The organism is Rhodococcus rhodochrous (genome assembly GCF_014854695.1).
Lineage (GTDB): Bacteria > Actinomycetota > Actinomycetes > Mycobacteriales > Mycobacteriaceae > Rhodococcus.
This window is the reverse complement of sequence record NZ_CP027557.1, coordinates 3,563,033-3,583,042: the sequence shown is the minus strand read 5'-3', so window position 1 is coordinate 3,583,042 and position 20,010 is coordinate 3,563,033. Positions and strand designations below refer to the sequence as shown.

Here is a 20,010-nt window from a genome sequence, read left to right as displayed (position 1 = left end):
GCGCGAACCGGGTGCACGAGGAGTCATTCTTCCCGCCCGGAGCTCCCCGCGCAGGCCCTCCGGAGGGTGTTCTCGCGGTGACCTCGCGAAGTTGTCGGTGGTGCCCGCCACACTGTGCTCGAGGTCTCTCTCGGACGCGCTGCAGCGACACGCCGAGACACGCCCGAAACGCCGTGGAGGGAGGGTCGCGACCTGGGAATATCACCTTTGTAAGTCACAACATCCTGGGTTCTGTGTATCCGACGGACACAAGGTGTAGTGTCTAGACCGCTGGAGGGCCACAAGTGCCGACGATCTCTCGGGGAAGCGGGATCGGACGGATGAGTGGGCTTCCGGGTAACGCACAGCAGTCAGTCGTCAGGCCGCCCACGGCCGTCGGAAAAGGGGCATTCATGAACATCACCGTCTACACCAAGCCTGCCTGCGTCCAGTGCACCGCCACCTACCGCGCCCTCGACAAGGCCGGCATCGAGTACGACGTCGTCGACATCAGTGAGAACCCCGAGGCCCGCGACTACGTCATGGCGCTGGGATACCTCCAGGCGCCCGTCGTCGTCGCCGGCGACGACCACTGGTCGGGCTTCCGCCCCGACCGCATCAAGGCGCTCACCGTCGCTGCCTGAGCCCGGGCCGCGTTCGCGGCGGCCCGATCGTCGTCTCCGGGCGGACGTGTTCTTCCGTGTCCGCCTCGGGCCGGTCTTCGCAATCGAATGAAGAGTGGTGACTACCGATGGCTTCGCTGGGGTCGATCCCGGGAACATCGCTGGTGTACTTCTCGAGTACATCCGAGAACACCCACCGATTCGTGCAGAAACTCGGGATTCCGGCCAGCCGTATCCCGCTGCACGATCGTGAGGGGAATTTCGAGGTCCACGATCCGTACGTGCTGATCGTGCCGACCTACGGTGGCGGGACGACCGCCACGGGCCGTGATACCCGCTACGTTCCCAAACAGGTCATCCGATTCCTCAACAACGAGCACAATCGGGGCCTGATCCGCGGTGTCATCGCGGCGGGTAACACCAACTTCGGCGACTCGTACTGTTTCGCGGGAGACATCGTCTCGCGCAAGTGCAAGGTGCCGTATCTGTACCGGTTCGAGTTGATGGGCACGACCGACGACGTCGAGCGTGTCCGCGACGGTCTCGCCCGATTCTGGGAGTCCGTTCTCCAGAACGCCTGAGCCACATCCGTATCCGTATTCGACGCGCGTCGCGGACGTGACTGCGCGGCCGTTTCCTAACTCCGACAAGTGGGGACAGCACTGTGACCATTACCGATCCCGCTCCCGCCACGAGCGCACACCTCGACGATTCGATCAAGGATCTCGACTACCACGCGCTCAACGCGATGTTGAATCTGTACGGCCCCAACGGCGAGATCCAGTTCGACAAGGATGTGGCCGCCGCCCGCCAGTACTTCCTGCAGCACGTCAACCAGAACACGGTCTTCTTCCACAACCTCGACGAGAAGCTCGACTACCTCGTCGAGGAGAACTACTACGAGCCCGAGGTGCTCGAGAAGTACTCGCGTGCGTTCGTCAAATCGCTGTTCGACCATGCGTATTCGAAGAAGTTCCGGTTCCCGACCTTCCTCGGTGCGTTCAAGTACTACACCTCGTACACGCTCAAGACGTTCGACGGCAAGCGTTACCTCGAGCGCTTCGAGGACCGCGTGTGCATGGTCGCACTGACGCTGGCCGACGGCGACGAGATCCTCGCCCGTCACCTCGTCGACGAGATCATCTCCGGTCGTTTCCAGCCGGCCACCCCGACCTTCCTCAACTCGGGCAAGAAGCAGCGCGGCGAGCCCGTCTCGTGCTTCCTGCTCCGCATCGAGGACAACATGGAGTCGATCGGCCGCTCCATCAACTCCGCACTGCAGCTGTCCAAGCGCGGTGGCGGTGTCGCCCTGCTGCTCAGCAACATTCGTGAGCACGGCGCCCCGATCAAGAAGATCGAGAACCAGTCCTCCGGCGTCATCCCGATCATGAAGCTGCTCGAGGACTCCTTCTCCTACGCCAACCAGCTCGGTGCCCGTCAGGGTGCCGGTGCGGTTTACCTGCACGCGCACCACCCCGACATCTACCGTTTCCTCGACACCAAGCGCGAGAACGCCGACGAGAAGATCCGCATCAAGACCCTCTCGCTGGGCGTCGTCATCCCCGACATCACGTTCGAGCTGGCGAAGAAGAACGAGGACATGTACCTGTTCTCGCCGTACGACGTCGAGCGGGTCTACGGCAAGCCCTTCGCCGACATCGACGTCACCGAGAAGTACTACGAGATGGTCGACGACAAGCGCATCCGCAAGTCGAAGATCAAGGCGCGCGAGTTCTTCCAGACCGTCGCCGAGTTGCAGTTCGAGTCGGGCTACCCCTATGTCATGTTCGAGGACACGGTGAACCGGGCCAACCCGATCGCCGGAAAGATCACGCACTCGAACCTGTGCTCGGAGATCCTGCAGGTCTCGACCCCCTCGGAGTTCAACGACGATCTGTCCTACAGCCATGTGGGCAAGGACATCTCGTGCAACCTCGGCTCGCTGAACATCGCGAAGACGATGGACTCGCCCGACTTCGCGCAGACCATCGAGGTCGCCATCCGCGGCCTGACGGCCGTCTCCGACCAGACGACGATCTCGTCGGTGCCGTCGATCGAGCGGGGCAACAACGAATCCCACGCCATCGGCCTCGGCCAGATGAACCTGCACGGCTTCCTCGCCCGCGAGCACATCTTCTACGGGTCCGAAGAAGGCGTCGACTTCACGAACATCTACTTCTACACCGTGCTGTTCCATGCCCTGCGTGCGTCGAACACGATCGCGATCGAGCGCGGCTCGTACTTCAAGGGCTTCCCGGAGTCGAAGTACGCCTCGGGTGAGTTCTTCGACAAGTACACCGATCAGGTGTGGGAGCCGGCGACCGAGCGGGTCCGTCAGCTGTTCACCGAGTCGAACATCGCGATCCCCACGCAGCAGGACTGGCGCGAGCTGAAGGAGTCCGTGCAGAAGCACGGCATCTACAACCAGAACCTGCAGGCGGTTCCGCCCACCGGTTCGATCTCGTACATCAACCACTCGACGAGCTCGATCCACCCGGTCGCGTCGAAGATCGAGATCCGCAAGGAGGGCAAGATCGGGCGAGTCTACTACCCGGCGCCCTACATGACGAACGAGAATCTCGAGTACTTCCAGGATGCCTACGAGATCGGCTACGAGAAGATCATCGACACCTACGCTGCCGCGACGCAGCACGTCGACCAGGGGCTGTCGCTGACGCTGTTCTTCAAGGACACCGTCACCACCCGCGACGTGAACAAGGCCCAGATCTACGCGTGGCGCAAGGGAATCAAGACCCTGTACTACATCCGCCTGCGGCAGATGGCGCTCGAGGGCACCGAGGTGGAGAACTGCGTCTCCTGCATGCTGTGATCCGTTCTCCACGACAGTCCTTGCACCAGCACACAATTCAGGTAGGTAACCGATGACTGCAGCAGCACACTCGCCGGCCGACGGCGTGCGCGTCAAACTCATCGATCGCGTCTCCGCGATCAACTGGAACCGCGTCCCCGACGACAAGGACGCCGAGGTCTGGGATCGCCTCACCGGCAACTTCTGGCTCCCGGAGAAGGTGCCCGTCTCCAACGACATCCAGTCGTGGGGAACGCTCACCGAATACGAGCAGGAACTGACGATGCGGGTCTTCACGGGCCTGACGCTGCTCGACACCATCCAGGGCACGGTCGGTGCGGTCTCACTCATTCCCGATGCGGTCACCCCGCACGAGGAAGCGGTGCTGACGAACATCGCGTTCATGGAGTCGGTGCACGCGAAGAGCTACTCGCAGATCTTCTCGACACTGTGCTCGAGCCGCCAGATCGACGACGCCTTCCGGTGGTCGGAGGAGAACGAGCACCTGCAGCGCAAGGCGCAGATCATCCTCGACTACTACAAGGGCGACGACCCGCTCAAGCGCAAGGCCGCCTCGACACTGCTCGAGTCGTTCCTGTTCTACTCGGGCTTCTACCTGCCGATGTACTGGTCGTCGCGGGCCAAGCTCACCAACACCGCCGACATGATCCGCCTGATCATCCGTGACGAGGCCGTCCACGGCTACTACATCGGCTACAAGTACCAGCGCGGCCTCGAGACGATCACGCAGGCCGAGCGCGACGAACTCAAGGACTGGGTCTTCGAACTGCTCTTCGAGCTGTACGACAACGAGACCCACTACACGGCCGACCTCTACGACCAGGTCGGGCTCACCGAGGACGTCAAGAAGTTCCTGCGCTACAACGCGAACAAGGCGCTGATGAACCTCGGCTACGAGGCGCTGTTCCCGAAGGACGAGACGGACGTCAACCCGGCCATCCTGTCGGCGCTGTCGCCGAACGCCGACGAGAACCACGACTTCTTCTCGGGCTCCGGCAGCTCCTATGTGATCGGCAAGGCCGTCGTCACGGAAGACGAGGACTGGGACTTCTGACGTAGACGTTCTCCGTCACCGGCCCGAACGCATCGATCCCGCACACCGGCGCAGGAGCGCCCGTGTGCGGGATCGCGTGCTTTTCGCGGCCCGGCCCGTCCCCGATAGCATCGCTCCTCGTGACCGAGACAAGAGAAGCGTCGGGCTCGCCTCGGCCGGTGACAACCGAACGCGCGCCGTCGGGCGGGCGGTCGGTCGAGCAGCGGACCCGTCTGTGGGCGGTGCTCGCCGCCGTCGTGGGGATTGCCGCATCCATCGCGATGCCGTTCCTGCCCGTGACGCAGACCACTGCGACCATCGACTGGCCGCAGAGCGGGAGCAATGCCGGCATCTCGGCGCCGCTGGTGTCCTACGCACCGGTCGACCTCGACGCCACGATCGAGTGCCGGTCCGTGCGCGACGCGCTGCCGGACGGCGGCACCGTCTTCTCCACACTTCCCGCAGGAGCCCCCGACCGCGAGCGCTACGGGCTGATCGCCCGTGTCCAGGCGGCCGGTGACGACGGGCCGGCGATGTTCGAGGTGATCTCCCGCAACACGCTGCTCGCCTCGGCACCGGTGGACGACCTGTCCGGGGACTGCTCGGTCACCCTGTCCTCGAACTCCGAACGCACCGTCGCGGCGATCACCGGCTCGGCCGCGGCGTCGGGGGAGCGGACCTTCGACCGCGACCTGCGACCCCAGCTGGTCGGCATCTTCACCGACCTGCCCGGTCCCGCACTCGACGGCGTCTCGGTCACCGCGACCGTCGACACCCGCTTCACGACGTCGCCGACGGTGCTGAAGATCGTCGCGATGATCGTCGCGGTGGTGGCCACGGCACTCGCGCTGTGGACACTGGCCCGGTTCGACCGCGCCGACGGTCGTCGCCACCGCCGCCTGTTGCCGGCGTCGTGGTGGTCGTTCACCCGCATCGATGCGCTGGTCGTCGGAACGTTGCTCGTCTGGCACGTCATCGGGGCGAACACCGCCGACGACGGTTACCAGCTCGGGATGGCCCGTGCCGCGGGCGAGGCCGGGTACATGGCGAACTACTTCCGGTGGTTCGGTGTGCCCGAAGCACCCTTCGGCACCCCCTTCTACGACGTTCTGGCCCTGATGACCCAGGTCTCGACGGCGAGCATCTGGATGCGGTTACCGGCACTGACCGCCGGAATCCTGTGCTGGTGGGTGCTCAGCCGCGAGGTCGCTCCACGGCTCGGCGTCGCGCTACGCCGCAACCGGCTTCCGTTGTGGACCGGGGCGCTGGTCTTCCTGGCGTTCTGGCTGCCGCTCAACAACGGTCTGCGCCCCGAACCGATCGTCGCGACGGGCGTCGTGCTCACCTGGTGCTCGGTCGAACGCGCGATCGCCACCCGGCGTCTGCTGCCCGCGGCGGCCGCGATCCTCGTCGCCGCGCTCACCGTGACCGCGGGACCGTCGGGCATCATCTGTTTCGCTGCGCTGATCGCCGGTGCCCGCCCGATCGCCCGCATCCTCCATCGGCGTGCGCAGACCCTGGGATGGCTGCCGGTTCTCGTGCCGATGATCGCGGCCGGACTGGTGATCCTGGTGCCGGTCTTCGCCGACCAGACCCTCGCGGCGGTGCTGGAGATGCAGCACGTGCACGGCGTCGGCCCGAACGTGCCGTGGTTCCAGGAGTATCTGCGCTACCAGTACCTGCTGCAGATCACCGTGGACGGCTCGCTGGCCCGCAGGTTCGCGGTCTTCACCCTGGTGCTGTGCCTGGCGGTGGCGATCGTGGCGATGCTGCGCCGCGGTGGGCACATCCCCGGCACCGCGCAGGGGCCGTCCCGCCGCATCGTCGGCATCACCCTCGGGGCGCTGGTGCTGATGATGTTCGCGCCCACCAAGTGGACCCACCACTTCGGTATCTACGCAGGTCTGGCCGCCGCGGTGGCGATGCTCGCCGCCGCGGCCACCGGGCCCGCGGTGCTGCGTTCGCGACGCAACCGTGCCCTGTTCGCCGCGGCGGTGTCGTTCGTGGTGACCATGTCGTTCATCGGCCCCAACGGCTGGTGGTACGTCTCGAGCTACGGGGTTCCGTGGTGGGACAAGCCGCCGTCGGTCGCCGGATTCGGTTTCTCCACCGTCTTCTTCGCCGTGACCGTCGTCGCGTTGCTGCTCGCCGCGTGGTGGCACATCCACCCCGTCGCGTCCACCCGCACCGACACCCCGTCGCGGTTGTGGGCGGCGCCGCCGTTGACCGTCGCCGCCGCAGCGATGGTGCTGTTCGAGGTGCTGTCACTGGCCAAGGGCGCGATCTCGCAGTACCCGGGTTATTCGGTGGCACGGTCCAACGTCGACACGCTCACCGGCAACTCGTGCGCACTCGCGAACGACGTGTTGCTCGAAACGAACCCGAACGCCTCGTTGCTCACCCCCATCGGCGCCGACGCGGCCTCCGCTCTCGATGCCGGGGGAGGGGACGGGTTCACGCCGGGCGGTGTCGCGCTCGATCTGACCCCGGACGACGACTCGGCCTCGGCCGGCACCGCCAACACCGTCGACACGAACGACGACCAGACCTCGACCGGCGGTACCGGTGGCACCGGCGGCGGTACCGGCAGAGTCGGAATCAACGGCAGCACCGTCGCATTGCCGTTCGGCCTCGATCCGGCGACCACACCGGTGCTGGGCAGCCACGGATCGTCGCTCGGTGACGTCACGAGTGCCTGGTTCCGGTTGCCCGAGCCCGACGCGACCGGATCGCGCGGGGATCTCGTCACCATCGCCGCGGCCGGCCGGATCTTCTCCGTCGACGCCGACGGTACCGAAACCTACGGTCAGCGACTCGAACTCGAATACGGGACCACCGCGGCCGACGGCAGCGTGACCGCGCTGGGACGGGCGTTGCCGATCGACATCGGTCCGTCGCCCTCGTGGAGGAATCTGCGTGTCCCGATGGACACACTGCCGGGCGAGGTCGACGCGGTGCGGATCGTCGCCTCCGACAACGACCTCGCGCCCGAACAGTGGCTGGCGTTCACCCCGCCGCGCGTGCCGCAGACGCAGACCCTGCAGCAGGTCGTCGGGAGCGACACACCGGTCCTGCTGGACTGGGCTGTCGGTCTCAACTTCCCGTGCCAGCGGCAGATGGTGCACCGCAACGGCATTGCCGAGATCCCCGAGTACCGGATCCTGCCGGACCGCATCGGTGCCATTTCCACGGATCTGTGGCAGGACCACAACGGTGGCGGTCCTCTCGGTTGGACCGACCAGTTGTTGCGGGCCCGCACGATCCCGTCGTATCTCGATCACGACTGGGACCGCGACTGGGGAGCGATCGAGCAGTACACACCGATCGATCCGTCGACGGAGACCGCGGAGCTCGGCACCGCCACGGTCACGCGCAGCGGTCTGTGGAGCCCCGCTCCGATCAACACCGCTTACTGACGGAACCACGCCTCCGCACGACCGGCGAGGGCCTTCCCGAGCCGCAGACGCGACGTCTCGGTGAGCGGCTCGGGAAGGTCGTCCGGCGCGAACCACGCCACCTCGAGGTTCTCGTCGTCGGCGACGCGTGCATCCCCGCCGGTCGCGCGGAGCAGGAAACACACGTCGAGGTACTGCGCGACGTCGCCGTTGGGATAAGTGATCGGTGCGGTGACGTCCACGCTCGTCAGCCGCACGATCTCGGCGGCGACACCCGTTTCCTCGAGCACCTCCCGAACCGCGGCGACGGCGGGCTCCTCACCGGGTTCGAGGATGCCGGACACCACGGCCCACATGCCGTTGTCGGCGCGGCGGGTGAGCAGGACGCGGTCGTCGTCGTCCGTGACGATCGCGCTCACCCCCGGCAGCCACAGGGGAGCGGTTCCTACGTGTGAGCGGAGCTGGACGACGAAATCGGGTATCGGCACGCCCTCGTTTCTATACCGGCAGGCGTGCTGCCGCCGGTCGAGCCGGCGATCAGTTCGAATATCCGTTGAGGGTGTACGTCAGGTCGGTGAGGATCGCCCGCGCGGCGACCGGTCCGGGGGTCGACCACACGTCGTCGGTCACGGAGAACAGACGGTTGTCGCGCACGGCCCCGAGGTCGAGCCACTCGTCGGTCTGCATGTAGTCCTTGCCGGCTTCGAGCCCGTCCTCACCGGCGAAGCGGACGAAGATCACATCGCCGTCCGCCGGGGCCGGGTCCTCCGTGTCGACGGCCTGCCACGGTTGTCCGTCGATCACCGCGAACCGCTGGGCCGGGGGCCGGGCAGCGCCGACGTCGCCCAGCACCTGTCCCGCGAACGACGCGGTGCCCTCCACCCTGGGGCCGTCGGCCGTGAACCGGACGATCGACGCCTGTGTCTGGGACGACACGAGCTCGCGGCCCAGATCGCGCGCAGCCGTCGCGTAGTCGTCGAGCACGCGACGTGCGGCCTCCGTGCGCCCGAGCGCCTCACCGACCCGCACGAACTGTTCCCTCCAGAAGACCGGATCGGACCCGACCAGCACGGTGGGTGCGATGCCGCTGAGGGAGGCGTAGACGTCCGGGGCGGTGGAGGAGCCGAGGATCACATCCGGCTGCGCGCGTTCGATCGCCGCGACATCCGGGTTGCCTGCGGCACCCACGGGCGGGAGTTCGCCGATCCCGTAGCCGAGATATTCCGGCCGGCCGGTGACCTCGGCGCTCGCTCCCACGACGCGCTCCCACAGGCCCAGGGCGCACACCGCGTCGAGCGCCGCGGGGTCGAGGACGACGATCCGCTGCGGGTCGGCAGGCACATCCGACCGGCCTGCGGTGTGCAGGACCGGTCGGGTGCCGGTGGTGGGCTGTCCCGGATCGAGCGGGGAGGGGAGTGCGCACGCGGTCGACGTGTCCCGGTCGATGCCCACGACCGACGCACCGGCGATGCGGGTCGTGGTGCGCACGATCTCCGATGCGTCGTCGTCGGGAGGTGTGGAGCATCCGGCCAGGGCTGTCGTCACCGCAGCGACGGCTGCGACGAGCACTGCTCGTGACCGGTGCACGGAAAACACGTCGGACCAACTCCTGTAGGACGCTGCTCGGATCGGACGGCTCAGGCTATCCGGTCGTGTGACGGTCGACGCCGAAGGTGTCCGCGAGGTCGTCGAGGATGCGGTGCGCACCCTGGATGCTCACCGGCATCATCCACACGCTGTCGTCGACCTCGACCTTCCGTCCCTGCAGGTTCTCCCACAGCGGATTGGTGACGAAGGGTTCGGCCGCCGCCTGCGCCTTGCCGTCGCCGAGGTCGTAGGTGGTGACGAAGATGACGTCCGCCTCGGCCTCGGTGATCAGTTCGGGGCTGATGGCATTCATGATGCTCGACGGATCCGACGGATCGGGACCCTGGCTCGCGGGGCGGGCGAGACCGGCGTCCTCGAGCACGATGCCGCTGAACGAGGTGGTGCGGTACAGCCTGGCCGTCGGTTCACCGGCGAAGCGCACGATCGAGATCGTCGGGTTGCCGGCCTTTTCGTTGATGTCCGCACCGATGGCCGCGGCGCGCTCCTCGTACTCGGAGATCTTCTGCTCGGCGAGGTCCTCCTTGCCGATGGCCTGCGCGACGAGACGGATGTTGTCCTTCCACGTCGGTCCGGTCGACTGGGAGAAGACGGTCGGGGCGATGGCGGACAGTTCCTCGTAGTTCTCTCCGTCGCGCACCTCCGCCGAGAGGATGAGGTCGGGTTCGAGCGCGGCCACCTGTTCGAGGCTCACATCCGCGGTCTTGCCGACGGACACGGCGTCGGTCGCGTACTGCCGCGAGTCGCCGAGATAGTCGGGGAACTCGTCGGTGCGGTAGTCGACGTACCCGACGAGAGGTGCCTCGAGGAGGAGCACGGCGTCGGAGTAGCTCGTGTCGAGCGCGACGATGCGGGTCGGCTCACTCTCGATCGTGGTGGCACCGCGGAAGTGTTCGACCGTCCGGGGGAAGCCGACGGCCGAGTCGGACGCGGTGTCGGTGGACGCGTCGTCGGAGGTGTCGGCCGAACTGCAGCCGGCGACGAGCAGTCCGGCAGTCAGCAGTGCTGCCGCGAACCGGACGGGGCGGGAGGAGAGAACGGGCACGGGTCGTCCTTCTGTCATACGGGGGGAAGTGCACCCTAACCCGGGCTGTTCGCGCGTGGTGAGGTCACCTCTTGTCGCCCCTGCGTGTGAAGTGCAGCACAGGCTCCGATTGTGGTTGTCGGCTCCGCTCCAGGTAGCCTCGCGAGTCGAGTACGACAGTGAGTAGGACCCGGAGGGCGACCGTTTCGGGCAGGGTCTACGATTCGATGAGCGCAAGCCAGAGACCGTTCGCCTCCAGCCCGAGGTCGAGCGCGCATTCAGGAGGATTAGTGACTGCCGTAGCGCCCCAGCCAGTCCCAGAGATAGCTGCAGCAAGGCCGTACCCGCCGCGGCAGGGACCCAAGGGTTCGTTCATCTACAAGATGATCACGACCACAGATCCCAAGATGTTGGGGATCATGTACATGGTCACCTCGTTCGCCTTCTTCCTCATCGGCGGCCTGATGGCCCTGCTGATGCGCACCGAGCTCGCGGTCCCTGGCCTGCAGTTCCTGTCGAACGAGCAGTTCAACCAGCTGTTCACCATGCACGGCACGATCATGCTGCTGATGTACGCGACGCCGGTCGTGTTCGCCTTCGCGAACTACATCCTGCCGCTGCAGATCGGCGCCCCCGACGTCGCCTTCCCGCGCCTGAACGCCTTCAGCTACTGGCTGTACCTGTTCGGCGCGACGATCGTCATGCTCGGCTTCGTCACCCCCGGCGGTGCCGCGGACTTCGGTTGGACGGCGTACACGCCGCTCACCAGTGAGATCCACTCCCCGGGTGTCGGTGCCGACTTCTGGATCCTCGGCCTCGGCGTGATGGGTCTGGGCACCATCCTCGGTGGCGTCAACTTCATCACCACCGTGGTGTGCATGCGTGCACCGGGCATGACCATGTTCCGGATGCCGATCTTCACCTGGAACATCCTGATCACCAGCCTGCTGATCCTGCTCGTGTTCCCGCTGCTGACCGCTGCCTTCATGGGCCTGTTCGTCGACCGTCACCTCGGTGGCCACATCTACGACCCGGCCACCGGTGGTGTGCTCCTGTGGCAGCACCTGTTCTGGTTCTTCGGTCACCCCGAGGTGTACGTCATCGCGCTGCCGTTCTTCGGCATCGTCTCGGAGATCTTCCCGGTCTTCTCCCGCAAGCCGATCTTCGGTTACACCGGTCTGGTCTACGCCACGATGGCCATCGCGGCGCTGTCCATCGCCGTGTGGGCGCACCACATGTACGCCACCGGCGCCGTGCTGCTGCCGTACTTCTCGTTCATGACCTTCCTGATCGCCGTCCCGACCGGTGTGAAGTTCTTCAACTGGATCGGCACGATGTGGAAGGGCCAGATCACCTTCGAATCGCCGATGCTGTTCTCGGTCGGCTTCATCGTGACCTTCCTCTTCGGTGGTCTGACCGGTGTCATCCTTGCGAGCCCGCCGCTGGACTTCCACCTGCACGACTCGTACTTCGTGGTGGCGCACTTCCACTACGTGCTCTTCGGCACCATCGTGTTCGCGACCTACGCCGGCATCTACTTCTGGTTCCCCAAGATGACCGGACGCATGCTCGACGAGCAGCTCGGCCGCTGGCACTTCTGGCTGACCTTCATCGGCTTCCACACCACCTTCCTGGTGCAGCACTGGCTCGGTAACGAGGGCATGCCGCGTCGCTACGCCGACTACCTGCCGTCCGACGGGTTCACCACCCTGAACACGATCTCCACCATCGGTGCGTTCGTGCTCGGTGCCTCGACGCTGCCGTTCCTGTGGAACGTCTTCAAGAGCTACCGCTACGGCCAGGTCGTCACGGTCGACGACCCGTGGGGCTACGGCAACTCGCTCGAGTGGGCCACCAGCTGCCCGCCCCCGCGGCACAACTTCACCGAGCTGCCGCGGATCCGCTCGGAGCGTCCCGCCTTCGAGCTGCACTACCCGCACATGGTCGAGAAGATGCGCGCCGAAGCGCACGTCGGCCCCGGCAGCGACAAGCACAACGTCAACGTCCTCGAGGGTGCCGACCGTACCCCCGGCGACCATCCGCGCGCCTGAGCGCAGATCGACGATCGACCGAAGCCCCACCCGTTCCCCGGGTGGGGCTTCGGCCTTTCCGTGGGTCCGGACCCGCGAACGGGAGCGACGGTTCGACCTGCAACAATGAACGAGCGAGCCGGTACGCGCGTGCGTCCGTGTGTACCTCGACAGACAAGCGATCGGAGACGTAGTGGCGTCTGACAGCACGGTGCTGGTGACCGTGACCGGACCTGACCATCCCGGCGTGACCTCGGTGCTCTTCGCAGCGCTGACACGGCACGACGTCGACCTCCTCGATGTGGAACAGGTCGTGATCCGCGGCCGGCTCACCCTCGGTGTCCTCCTCGTCTGCCCGACCGATGTCGAAGCGATGCAGGACGAGGTCGAGTCCGCGATGGCCACCATCGGCATGCACGCCGACGTCCAGATCGGTGCCGAACGCGGCGCCCGCACCGTCTCGACCCACGCGGTCGTCGTGCTGGGCAGCCCGGTCAGTGCCAAGGCGCTGCGATCGGTGGGCCGCACCCTCGCGGCCCAGGGCGCGAACATCGATTCGATCCGCGGCATCGCCGACTACCCGCTCACCGGCCTCGAACTGATGATCACCGCGCCCGACACCAGCGTCGAGGCCGACGCCGCCCTGCGGCACGCCCTCGTCGAACTCGCCGCGGGCCTCGACGTCGACATCGCGGTGGAGCGCGGCGGTCTCGCGCGTCGTTCCAAGCGCCTGATCGTCTTCGACGTCGACTCCACGCTCATCCAGGGCGAGGTCATCGAGATGCTCGCCGCGCACGCCGGTGTCGAGGACAAGGTCCGCGAGGTCACCGAGGCTGCGATGCGCGGTGAGATCGACTTCGCGCAGTCCCTCGAACAGCGCGTCGCGACCCTCGCGGGTCTGCCGGCCAGCGTCATCGACGAAGTTGCCGAGCAGCTCGAACTCACTCCCGGTGCCCGCACCACGATCCGGACGCTGCGCCGGCTCGGCTTCCGCTGCGGCGTCGTCTCGGGCGGCTTCCGTCAGGTCATCGACCCGCTCGCACACGAACTCGAGCTCGACTTCGTCCGCGCCAACACGCTCGAGATCGTCGACGGCACGCTCACCGGACGAGTGGTCGGCGACATCGTCGACCGCGCCGCCAAGGCACGCGCCCTCCGCGAGTTCGCCGACGAGGCGGGCGTTCCGGTCGAGCAGACCGTCGCGGTCGGCGACGGTGCCAACGACATCGACATGCTGTCGGCCGCGGGCCTCGGCGTGGCATTCAACGCCAAGCCGGCCCTGCGCGAGGTCGCCGACACCGCCCTGTCGTATCCCTACCTCGATGCGGTGCTCTTCGTCCTCGGTGTCACCCGCGAGGAGATCGAGGCGGCCGACCGCGTCGACGGAACCCTGCGGCGCGTCCCGATCGACGGCAGTGTCTGAGCTGCACTCCGACTTCGCGGACGCGGCACCCGAGCCGGTCTTCGGGGCCGCATCCGATCGGGTCTTCGACCCGGCATCGGATCCTGGTTTCGCCGAGCGCCACGGCGTACTCACCCGCGGCTACGGGCACCGACCCGACCCCGACGATCCGGCGAAGGTGCAGGCGATGCCGATCGTGCTGCACATCCCCAAGGTCGATCCGCCTGCCCGCAGCGCGGTGCTCGAGGCAGCCGCGACGGCCACGGTGGCACTGTGTTTCGACCCGAGGGTCGGTCCCGGCCCGGACGGTGAACCCGGTCCGTGGCAGGAGCCCTTCCTCGCGTGGAACGACGCGCGGATCCGGAAGGTCGCCCGCCGCGCCCGTGGAGCGCACTGGCGTGCGGCGCAGGACGTCGACGGTGTCACCGTCGACCACGCCGGCGCCCAGGCCCGGGCGTTCGTGCCCGGCCCGGTGGGGGAGCTGGACCCGCGCATCTCCCGCCTGCAGATCGGTGGCACCGACCTACCCCACGACGATCCGCCCCCACCGGCGGACGGCGTTCCGATCCTCTGGGTGCAGAAGGACCTCGAGATGACCGTCGGCAAGGCGGCCGCGCAGGTCGGTCACGCCGCGATGCTGTTCGCCGGAGCACTGGACGTCGACACCGCACGCGCCTGGGCGACCGACGGATTCCCGTGTGCCGTCCGCGATGCGGATGAGGACACCTGGCGCGAGCTGCTCGCCCGCGTGGAGGCGGGCACGGCCGTCGCGGTCCGCGATGCGGGCTTCACCGAGGTGGCTCCGGGTTCGATCACCGTGATCGCGGTGCCCGGCACGGTCAACGCACGAGCCTGACCTCGACCAGCGTCGTGCCGGGAAGGACCATCTCGGCCCCGTCGGGCCGGAAGCCGTTGCGCCGGTAGAAGGTGTGGGCGCGAGGGTTGTCCTCGGCCACCCACAGCTGCGCCGGTTCCGCGCCCACGACCGCGTCGAACAGTGCCTGTCCCGCACCGCATCCGTGGTGCTCGGGCAGCACGTACAGGGTGTGGAGCTGGAGCGCGCGAACGGGAGCATCGTCGCCGATGGGGTCGCCCGCCGACGCGAACCCGACGATCCCGCCTTCGATTTCCGCGACGCGCACGCGCAGGGTCTGCGGACGGCGTCGGAGGATCGACCGCCACAACGCCGCGTTCTGCTCGAACGCGTGGTGGTCGTAGAACGACGCGGGAAGCAGGTGGCCGTAGGTGGCGCGCCACGTGACGTTCCGGACGCGCGCGATCGCCTCGGCCTCGTCGGGAGCGGGAACACGCACGCGGAATCCAGCCGCGCCGTGAATCATTCGCGCTCGAAGGGTTCGTCGTCCGCGATCCGGAAGATCAACACCGTCGGACCGTCGACCGGGTACGAACTTCCCACCCGCATCGGGGAGGTGTCCGCGGGTCTGCCGTCGGGGGCACTCGAATCGAAGACACACACGATGTCGCCGCGATACCACTCGGGTCCGGCGAGGGTCACTGCGGCGGCGTCGCCCGAATGCAGAACGAACAGGCCACTGCTGTCCTCGAGAGTGACGCCGGTGCGGGTCACGGTGCCGAGTTGCGAGCCGTCGACCCAGCCCTGCAGCGTGCGGCGACTGTCGTCGTGCCACGCATTCTCGTCGAGTTCGATCCCCTCGATGCCGAACCACACGAGATCGGGATAGCCCACGGACCGGGCGCGGCCCTCGAAGAAGCGTCGCTGCCGCAGCACCGGGACGCGCTTGCGCAGGCGGAGCAGTTCGCGAACGTAATCCGTTCGCGCACGGTCGGAGGCCGCCCAGTCCAGCGGCCAGGCGTCGCGGACGGGGACGTCCTCGGGGACGCAGTAGGCGTTGTTGTTGCCGTTCTGCGTGTGCCCGAACTCGTCGCCGGCGAGCAACATCGGTGTGCCCGTCGACAACAGCAGCGTCGCGAGCATCGCTCGAATGTGCCGGTCGCGGGCGGCGAGGATCTCCGGATCGTCGGTCGGCCCTTCGACTCCGTGGTTCACCGACTCGTTGTTGTTCGACCCGTCCCTGCCCTCCTCACCGTTTTCGTCGTTGTGCTTGCGCTCGTACGAGACCGCGTCGGCGAGGGTGAAACCGTCGTGGGCGGTGACGAAGTTGACCGACATCCACGGCTGCCGGATGTTCCGGTCGTAGAGGTCCTCCGAACCGGTGAGCCGCGACGCCATCTCGCGGATCCCGGAACGTCCCGCCCAGTAGCGGCGCACGGTGTCGCGGTAGCGGTCGTTCCATTCGGCCCATTGCGCCCCGAAGTTCCCGAGCTGGTAACCGTGCGCGGTCGCGTCCCACGGTTCGGCGACGAGCTTGACGTCGCAGAGGACGGGATCGGTGATGATCGCGGTGAGCAGCGCCGCCCGCGGATCGAACGCCCCACCGCGTGGACGGGCCAGCGCACTGGCGAGATCGAAGCGGAAACCGTCCACCCCCATCACGTCCGCCCAGTACCGCAGGCTGTCGCACACCATCCGCACGACGATCGGTGAGGACGCGTCGAGGGTGTTGCCGCACCCGGTCAGGTCGACATCCCGCCCGTGCGTGTCGAGCAGGTAGTAGCCGGGTGCGTCGAGACCGCGCCAGGACAGACTCGGGCCGTCGACCGATGCTTCGCACGTGTGGTTGTAGACGACGTCGAGCAGCACCTCGAGCCCGGCGCTGTGGAAGGCGTCGACCATCGTCCGGAACTCGGCGATCTCGTTGCCCGCAGTGACGGCGTAGGCGGGATGCGGCGCGAAGTACGAGGCGGTCGAGTAGCCCCAGTGGTTGCGCATCCCCCGCGCACGCACCGACGGCTCGGTCACGAAGGCCTGCACGGGCAGCAGTTCGACGGTCGTCACCCCCAGCCCCACCAGATGGTCGATCACCGACCGGTGGGCGAGCCCGAGATAGGTGCCGCGCAGCTCCGGCGGCACGAGCGGATGACGAGCCGTGTACGAACCGACGTGCAGTTCGTAGACGACGGTGTTCTCCCACGGCACGCGGGGTTTGTCGTGCATGGGTGTCAGGACGGGGGTCACCACCGACAGAGGTGTGTGGCCGAGTGAGTCGGTGCTCGACATCGCACCGAACGGGTCGCCCTGGTGGGGGATCAGTCGGTCCGGATCACCGACGTCGCCGACGATCCGGCGGGCCCACGGGTCGAGCAGGATCTTGTGCGGGTTGGTGCGCAGCCCCCACTGCGGTTGCCACGGCCCGTAGGCGCGGTAGCCGTACCGTTGTCCGGCGCCGACGCCGGGGACCACCCCGTGCCAGACCCCGTAGGTGCGGTCGGGCAGGTCCACGCGGTGTTCGCTCCCGTCGTCGTCGACGAGGCAGACCTGGACGCGGTCGCTGTGCGGGGCGTGGACGGCGAAGCGTGTCCCACCGTCGACCGGGGTGGGGCCGAGTGGGAAGGCGGCCCGGTCGGGGAGCGCGACCGAGCCGGACACGACAGCAGATTCGGATGCGGAGGACGACACGGGAACCGATCCTGCCGCGTTTCGGGCTCGGGCGTAAGAGAAGATGGTCCGCGTGGCACAACCTGATCCCGATTTGCTCATCGAATTCGACGACGTAGTGGTCCGGCGCGGCGGAAACGTCCTCGTCGGTCCCGTGACCTGGAAGGTGGAACTCGACGAACGTTGGGTGGTTCTCGGACCCAACGGGGCAGGAAAGACCTCGCTGCTGCGGATCGCGGCGGCCGAGACGTTCCCCACTTCCGGCACCGCGCACGTCCTCGCGGAGACGTTCGGAAGGACGGATCTGTCCGAACTGCGACCCCGGATCGGATTGTCCTCCGCGGCCCTGGCCAACCGGGTGCCGAACGACGAGAAGGTCACCGATCTCGTGCTCTCCGCGGGCTACGGCGTTCTGGGCCGGTGGCGCGAGCAGTACGACGACATCGACACGAGCCGCGCGGTGGAAATGCTCGAGAGTCTCGGCGCGGAACATCTCGCTGACCGCCTGTACGGGACGTTGTCGGAAGGCGAACGCAAGCGTGCGCTCATCGCCCGGGCGCTCATGACCGATCCCGAACTGCTCCTGCTCGACGAGCCCGCGGCCGGTCTGGACCTCGGCGGTCGCGAGGAACTCGTGGCCCGGCTCGGCACGCTCGCGGCCGACCCGGATGCCCCCGCGATCGTGCTCGTCACTCATCACGTGGAGGAGATCCCGCCGGGCTTCACGCACGCCCTGCTCCTGAAGGAGGGTGGTGTGGTCGCCCAGGGTCTGCTCGACGATGTGATCACCGCCGAGAACCTCAGCGCGGCGTTCAGCCAGTCCATCTCGCTCGACAAGGTCGACGACCGGTTCTTCGCCCGCCGCACCCGCCAGGCAGGTCGGCACCGCAGGTAACTCCGGGTCGGTGGTGCCGGGACCGATCGGTTAGGTTGAGGCCATGTCCAACGATCGCTCGGCATCCACCTTCGATCCCACCGCGGTGCCCATCCGCGACGCGTCCACCGTGATGCTCGTGCGGGACTCCGCGCGCGGCGTCGAGGTGTTCCTGCAGCGTCGTGTCGTCGGCATGGACTTCGCCGGCGGCATGACTGTCTTCCCCGGCGGCGGTGTCGACCCCTCCGACACCGACGCCGAGGTGCGGTGGACCGGCCCGGACGTGGCCTGGTGGGCCGAGCGGTTCGGTATCGGCGAGGCGCAGGCACGCGCGCTGGTGCTCGCGGCCGTGCGTGAGACCTTCGAGGAGTGCGGCGTGCTGCTCGCCGGCCCCACCGCGGATTCGGTCGTGGCCGACACGGGCGACTACGCCGAGGCGCGTCGTCTGCTCGAAGCGCGCGAGCTGTCCTTCGGCGACTTCCTGGAGAAGGAACAGTTGGTGCTGCGCGCCGACCTGCTGCGTCCCCAGGCGAACTGGATCACCCCGCTGGGGGAGCGGCGCCGCTACGACACGCGCTTCTTCGTCGCTGCGGTACCGGAAGGACAGCGGGCCGACGGCAACACCAGCGAGACCGATCTGGTGCAGTGGCAGACCGCGGAGGAGGCCCTCGCCGACTGGCGGTCGGGCCGGTGCATCCTGCTCCCGCCCACGTGGAGTCAGTTGTCGATCCTGTCCGGCTTCGCCACGGTCGCCGACCTCATGGCGGCGGACCCGGTCATCGAGCCGATCCTGCCGATCATGAGCCGCCGAGACGGTGCGGTCCACATCGCGTTCGACGGCGACGAGGGCTACTACGAGGTCGGTACTCATCCGTGGGCCCAGCGCTCCGACATCTAGGCTGAGGACCATGGCTGAATTCGTGACCCTCGACGTCTCCGACGGCATCGGCACCATCCGTCTCGACCGCCCCCCGATGAACGCATTGAACCGGCAGCTCCAAGAGGAGATCCGGGCCGCTGCGCGCGAGGCGACCGTCCGATCCGACGTGAAGTCGGTGATCGTCTACGGCGGCGAGAAGGTGTTCGCGGCCGGCGCCGACATCAAGGAGATGGCCGACCTGAGCTACGTGCAGATGAGCGAGATCGTCGACGACCTGCAGTCGGCCCTCGGCTCGATCGCCGACATCCCCAAGCCCACTGTCGCCGCGATCACCGGTTACGCCCTCGGCGGTGGCCTCGAGCTCGCCCTCGGCGCCGACCGGCGCATCGTCGGCGACAACGTCAAGCTCGGCACGCCCGAGATCCTGCTGGGCATCATCCCCGGTGGCGGTGGCACCCAGCGACTGGCTCGGCTCGTCGGCCCGGCGAAGGCGAAGGATCTCGTCTTCACCGGTCGTTTCGTCGGCGCCGACGAGGCCCTGTCGATCGGTCTGGTCGACGAGGTCGTCGCCCCCGACGACGTCTACGAGGCTGCGCGTCGCTGGGCCGGGCAGTTCACCGGTGCCGCCTCGCGCGCGCTCGCCGCTGCGAAGGCCGCGATCGACCAGGGCCTCGACACCGATCTGGATACGGGTCTGAAGATCGAACAGCACGTCTTCGCCGCGCTGTTCGCCACGAAGGACCGCACCATCGGCCTCGAATCGTTCATCGAGAACGGGCCGGGCAAGGCGAAGTTCGTCGGTGAGTGATGCCGACCGGCACCTGCACTTGTCCACAGCTTACCGATGAGTAGGATCA

General features: G+C 67.4%; 16 protein-coding genes. 11 read left to right on the top strand and 5 right to left on the bottom strand.

The features are described 5' to 3' along the window. Positions 1-392 precede the first annotated feature (392 nt). The 5 genes from C6Y44_RS16660 (at position 393) to C6Y44_RS16640 (ending at position 7,881) form a co-directional block, all read left to right on the top strand. A complete protein-coding gene (locus C6Y44_RS16660) occupies positions 393-623 on the top strand; it encodes a redoxin NrdH (protein ID WP_006550390.1) in 231 nt (76 codons plus the stop codon). 107 nt (positions 624-730) lie between these two features. Then, positions 731-1,183: a class Ib ribonucleoside-diphosphate reductase assembly flavoprotein NrdI gene (gene nrdI, locus C6Y44_RS16655; protein ID WP_106199297.1), complete on the top strand. Its 453-nt coding sequence runs from the start codon at positions 731-733 to the stop codon at positions 1,181-1,183. 83 nt (positions 1,184-1,266) lie between these two features. Then, complete coding sequence (gene nrdE / locus C6Y44_RS16650; protein ID WP_159417936.1) at positions 1,267-3,432, top strand: class 1b ribonucleoside-diphosphate reductase subunit alpha; 2,166 nt, start codon at positions 1,267-1,269, stop codon at positions 3,430-3,432. A gap of 52 nt (positions 3,433-3,484) precedes the next feature. After that, complete coding sequence (nrdF, locus tag C6Y44_RS16645; protein ID WP_026061338.1) at positions 3,485-4,486, top strand: class 1b ribonucleoside-diphosphate reductase subunit beta; 1,002 nt, start codon at positions 3,485-3,487, stop codon at positions 4,484-4,486. 158 nt (positions 4,487-4,644) lie between these two features. After that, positions 4,645-7,881 (top strand): arabinosyltransferase domain-containing protein, encoded by a 3,237-nt coding sequence (locus tag C6Y44_RS16640; RefSeq protein WP_192378492.1) that lies wholly within the window; start codon positions 4,645-4,647, stop codon positions 7,879-7,881. Here C6Y44_RS16640 and C6Y44_RS16635 read toward each other — a convergent pair. The 3 genes from C6Y44_RS16635 to C6Y44_RS16625 are packed head-to-tail and all read right to left on the bottom strand — an operon-like array spanning position 7,875 to position 10,510. Beyond that, positions 7,875-8,348, bottom strand: a complete 474-nt coding sequence (locus tag C6Y44_RS16635; protein WP_159417938.1) for an NUDIX hydrolase — start codon at positions 8,346-8,348, stop codon at positions 7,875-7,877. The two genes, C6Y44_RS16640 and C6Y44_RS16635, sit on opposite strands and share 7 nt — an antisense overlap. Positions 8,349-8,397: 49 nt before the next feature. After that, entirely contained in the window at positions 8,398-9,456 is a 1,059-nt protein-coding gene (locus C6Y44_RS16630) for an iron-siderophore ABC transporter substrate-binding protein (RefSeq protein ID WP_372473355.1), read from the bottom strand. Between the two features lie 46 nt (positions 9,457-9,502). Continuing rightward, on the bottom strand, positions 9,503-10,510 hold the full coding sequence (locus tag C6Y44_RS16625; protein WP_159417939.1) for an ABC transporter substrate-binding protein: 1,008 nt from the start codon (positions 10,508-10,510) through the stop codon (positions 9,503-9,505). A gap of 269 nt (positions 10,511-10,779) precedes the next feature. On the opposite strand from C6Y44_RS16625, the gene ctaD reads away from it, so the two are divergent. From ctaD to C6Y44_RS16610, 3 genes are all read left to right on the top strand, one after another. Next, complete coding sequence (gene ctaD, locus C6Y44_RS16620; RefSeq protein WP_072740429.1) at positions 10,780-12,540, top strand: aa3-type cytochrome oxidase subunit I; 1,761 nt, start codon at positions 10,780-10,782, stop codon at positions 12,538-12,540. A gap of 172 nt (positions 12,541-12,712) precedes the next feature. Beyond that, positions 12,713-13,942, top strand: a complete 1,230-nt coding sequence (gene serB, locus C6Y44_RS16615; RefSeq protein ID WP_120279782.1) for a phosphoserine phosphatase SerB — start codon at positions 12,713-12,715, stop codon at positions 13,940-13,942. Next, complete coding sequence (locus C6Y44_RS16610) at positions 13,935-14,777, top strand: peptidyl-tRNA hydrolase (RefSeq protein ID WP_159417940.1); 843 nt, start codon at positions 13,935-13,937, stop codon at positions 14,775-14,777. Before serB ends, C6Y44_RS16610 begins: the two co-directional genes overlap by 8 nt. Here C6Y44_RS16610 and C6Y44_RS16605 read toward each other — a convergent pair. Further along, positions 14,761-15,234, bottom strand: a complete 474-nt coding sequence (locus tag C6Y44_RS16605; RefSeq protein WP_120283501.1) for a GNAT family N-acetyltransferase — start codon at positions 15,232-15,234, stop codon at positions 14,761-14,763. The two genes, C6Y44_RS16610 and C6Y44_RS16605, sit on opposite strands and share 17 nt — an antisense overlap. 23 nt (positions 15,235-15,257) lie before the next feature. Next, a complete protein-coding gene (gene glgX, locus C6Y44_RS16600) occupies positions 15,258-17,420 on the bottom strand; it encodes a glycogen debranching protein GlgX (RefSeq protein ID WP_225623581.1) in 2,163 nt (720 codons plus the stop codon). 43 nt (positions 17,421-17,463) lie between these two features. Here glgX and C6Y44_RS16595 point away from each other — a divergent pair, with 43 nt between their 5' ends. The 3 genes from C6Y44_RS16595 to C6Y44_RS16585 are packed head-to-tail and all read left to right on the top strand — an operon-like array spanning position 17,464 to position 19,961. Then, complete coding sequence (locus tag C6Y44_RS16595) at positions 17,464-18,294, top strand: ABC transporter ATP-binding protein (protein WP_120279779.1); 831 nt, start codon at positions 17,464-17,466, stop codon at positions 18,292-18,294. A 43-nt stretch (positions 18,295-18,337) separates the two neighbouring features. Further along, positions 18,338-19,171 carry an NUDIX hydrolase gene (locus tag C6Y44_RS16590; protein ID WP_120279778.1) on the top strand — a complete coding sequence of 278 codons (834 nt, stop codon included), beginning with the start codon at positions 18,338-18,340 and terminating at the stop codon, positions 19,169-19,171. A 10-nt stretch (positions 19,172-19,181) separates the two neighbouring features. Beyond that, positions 19,182-19,961 (top strand): enoyl-CoA hydratase-related protein, encoded by a 780-nt coding sequence (locus C6Y44_RS16585; RefSeq protein ID WP_120279777.1) that lies wholly within the window; start codon positions 19,182-19,184, stop codon positions 19,959-19,961. The last annotated feature ends 49 nt before the right edge of the window (positions 19,962-20,010 follow it).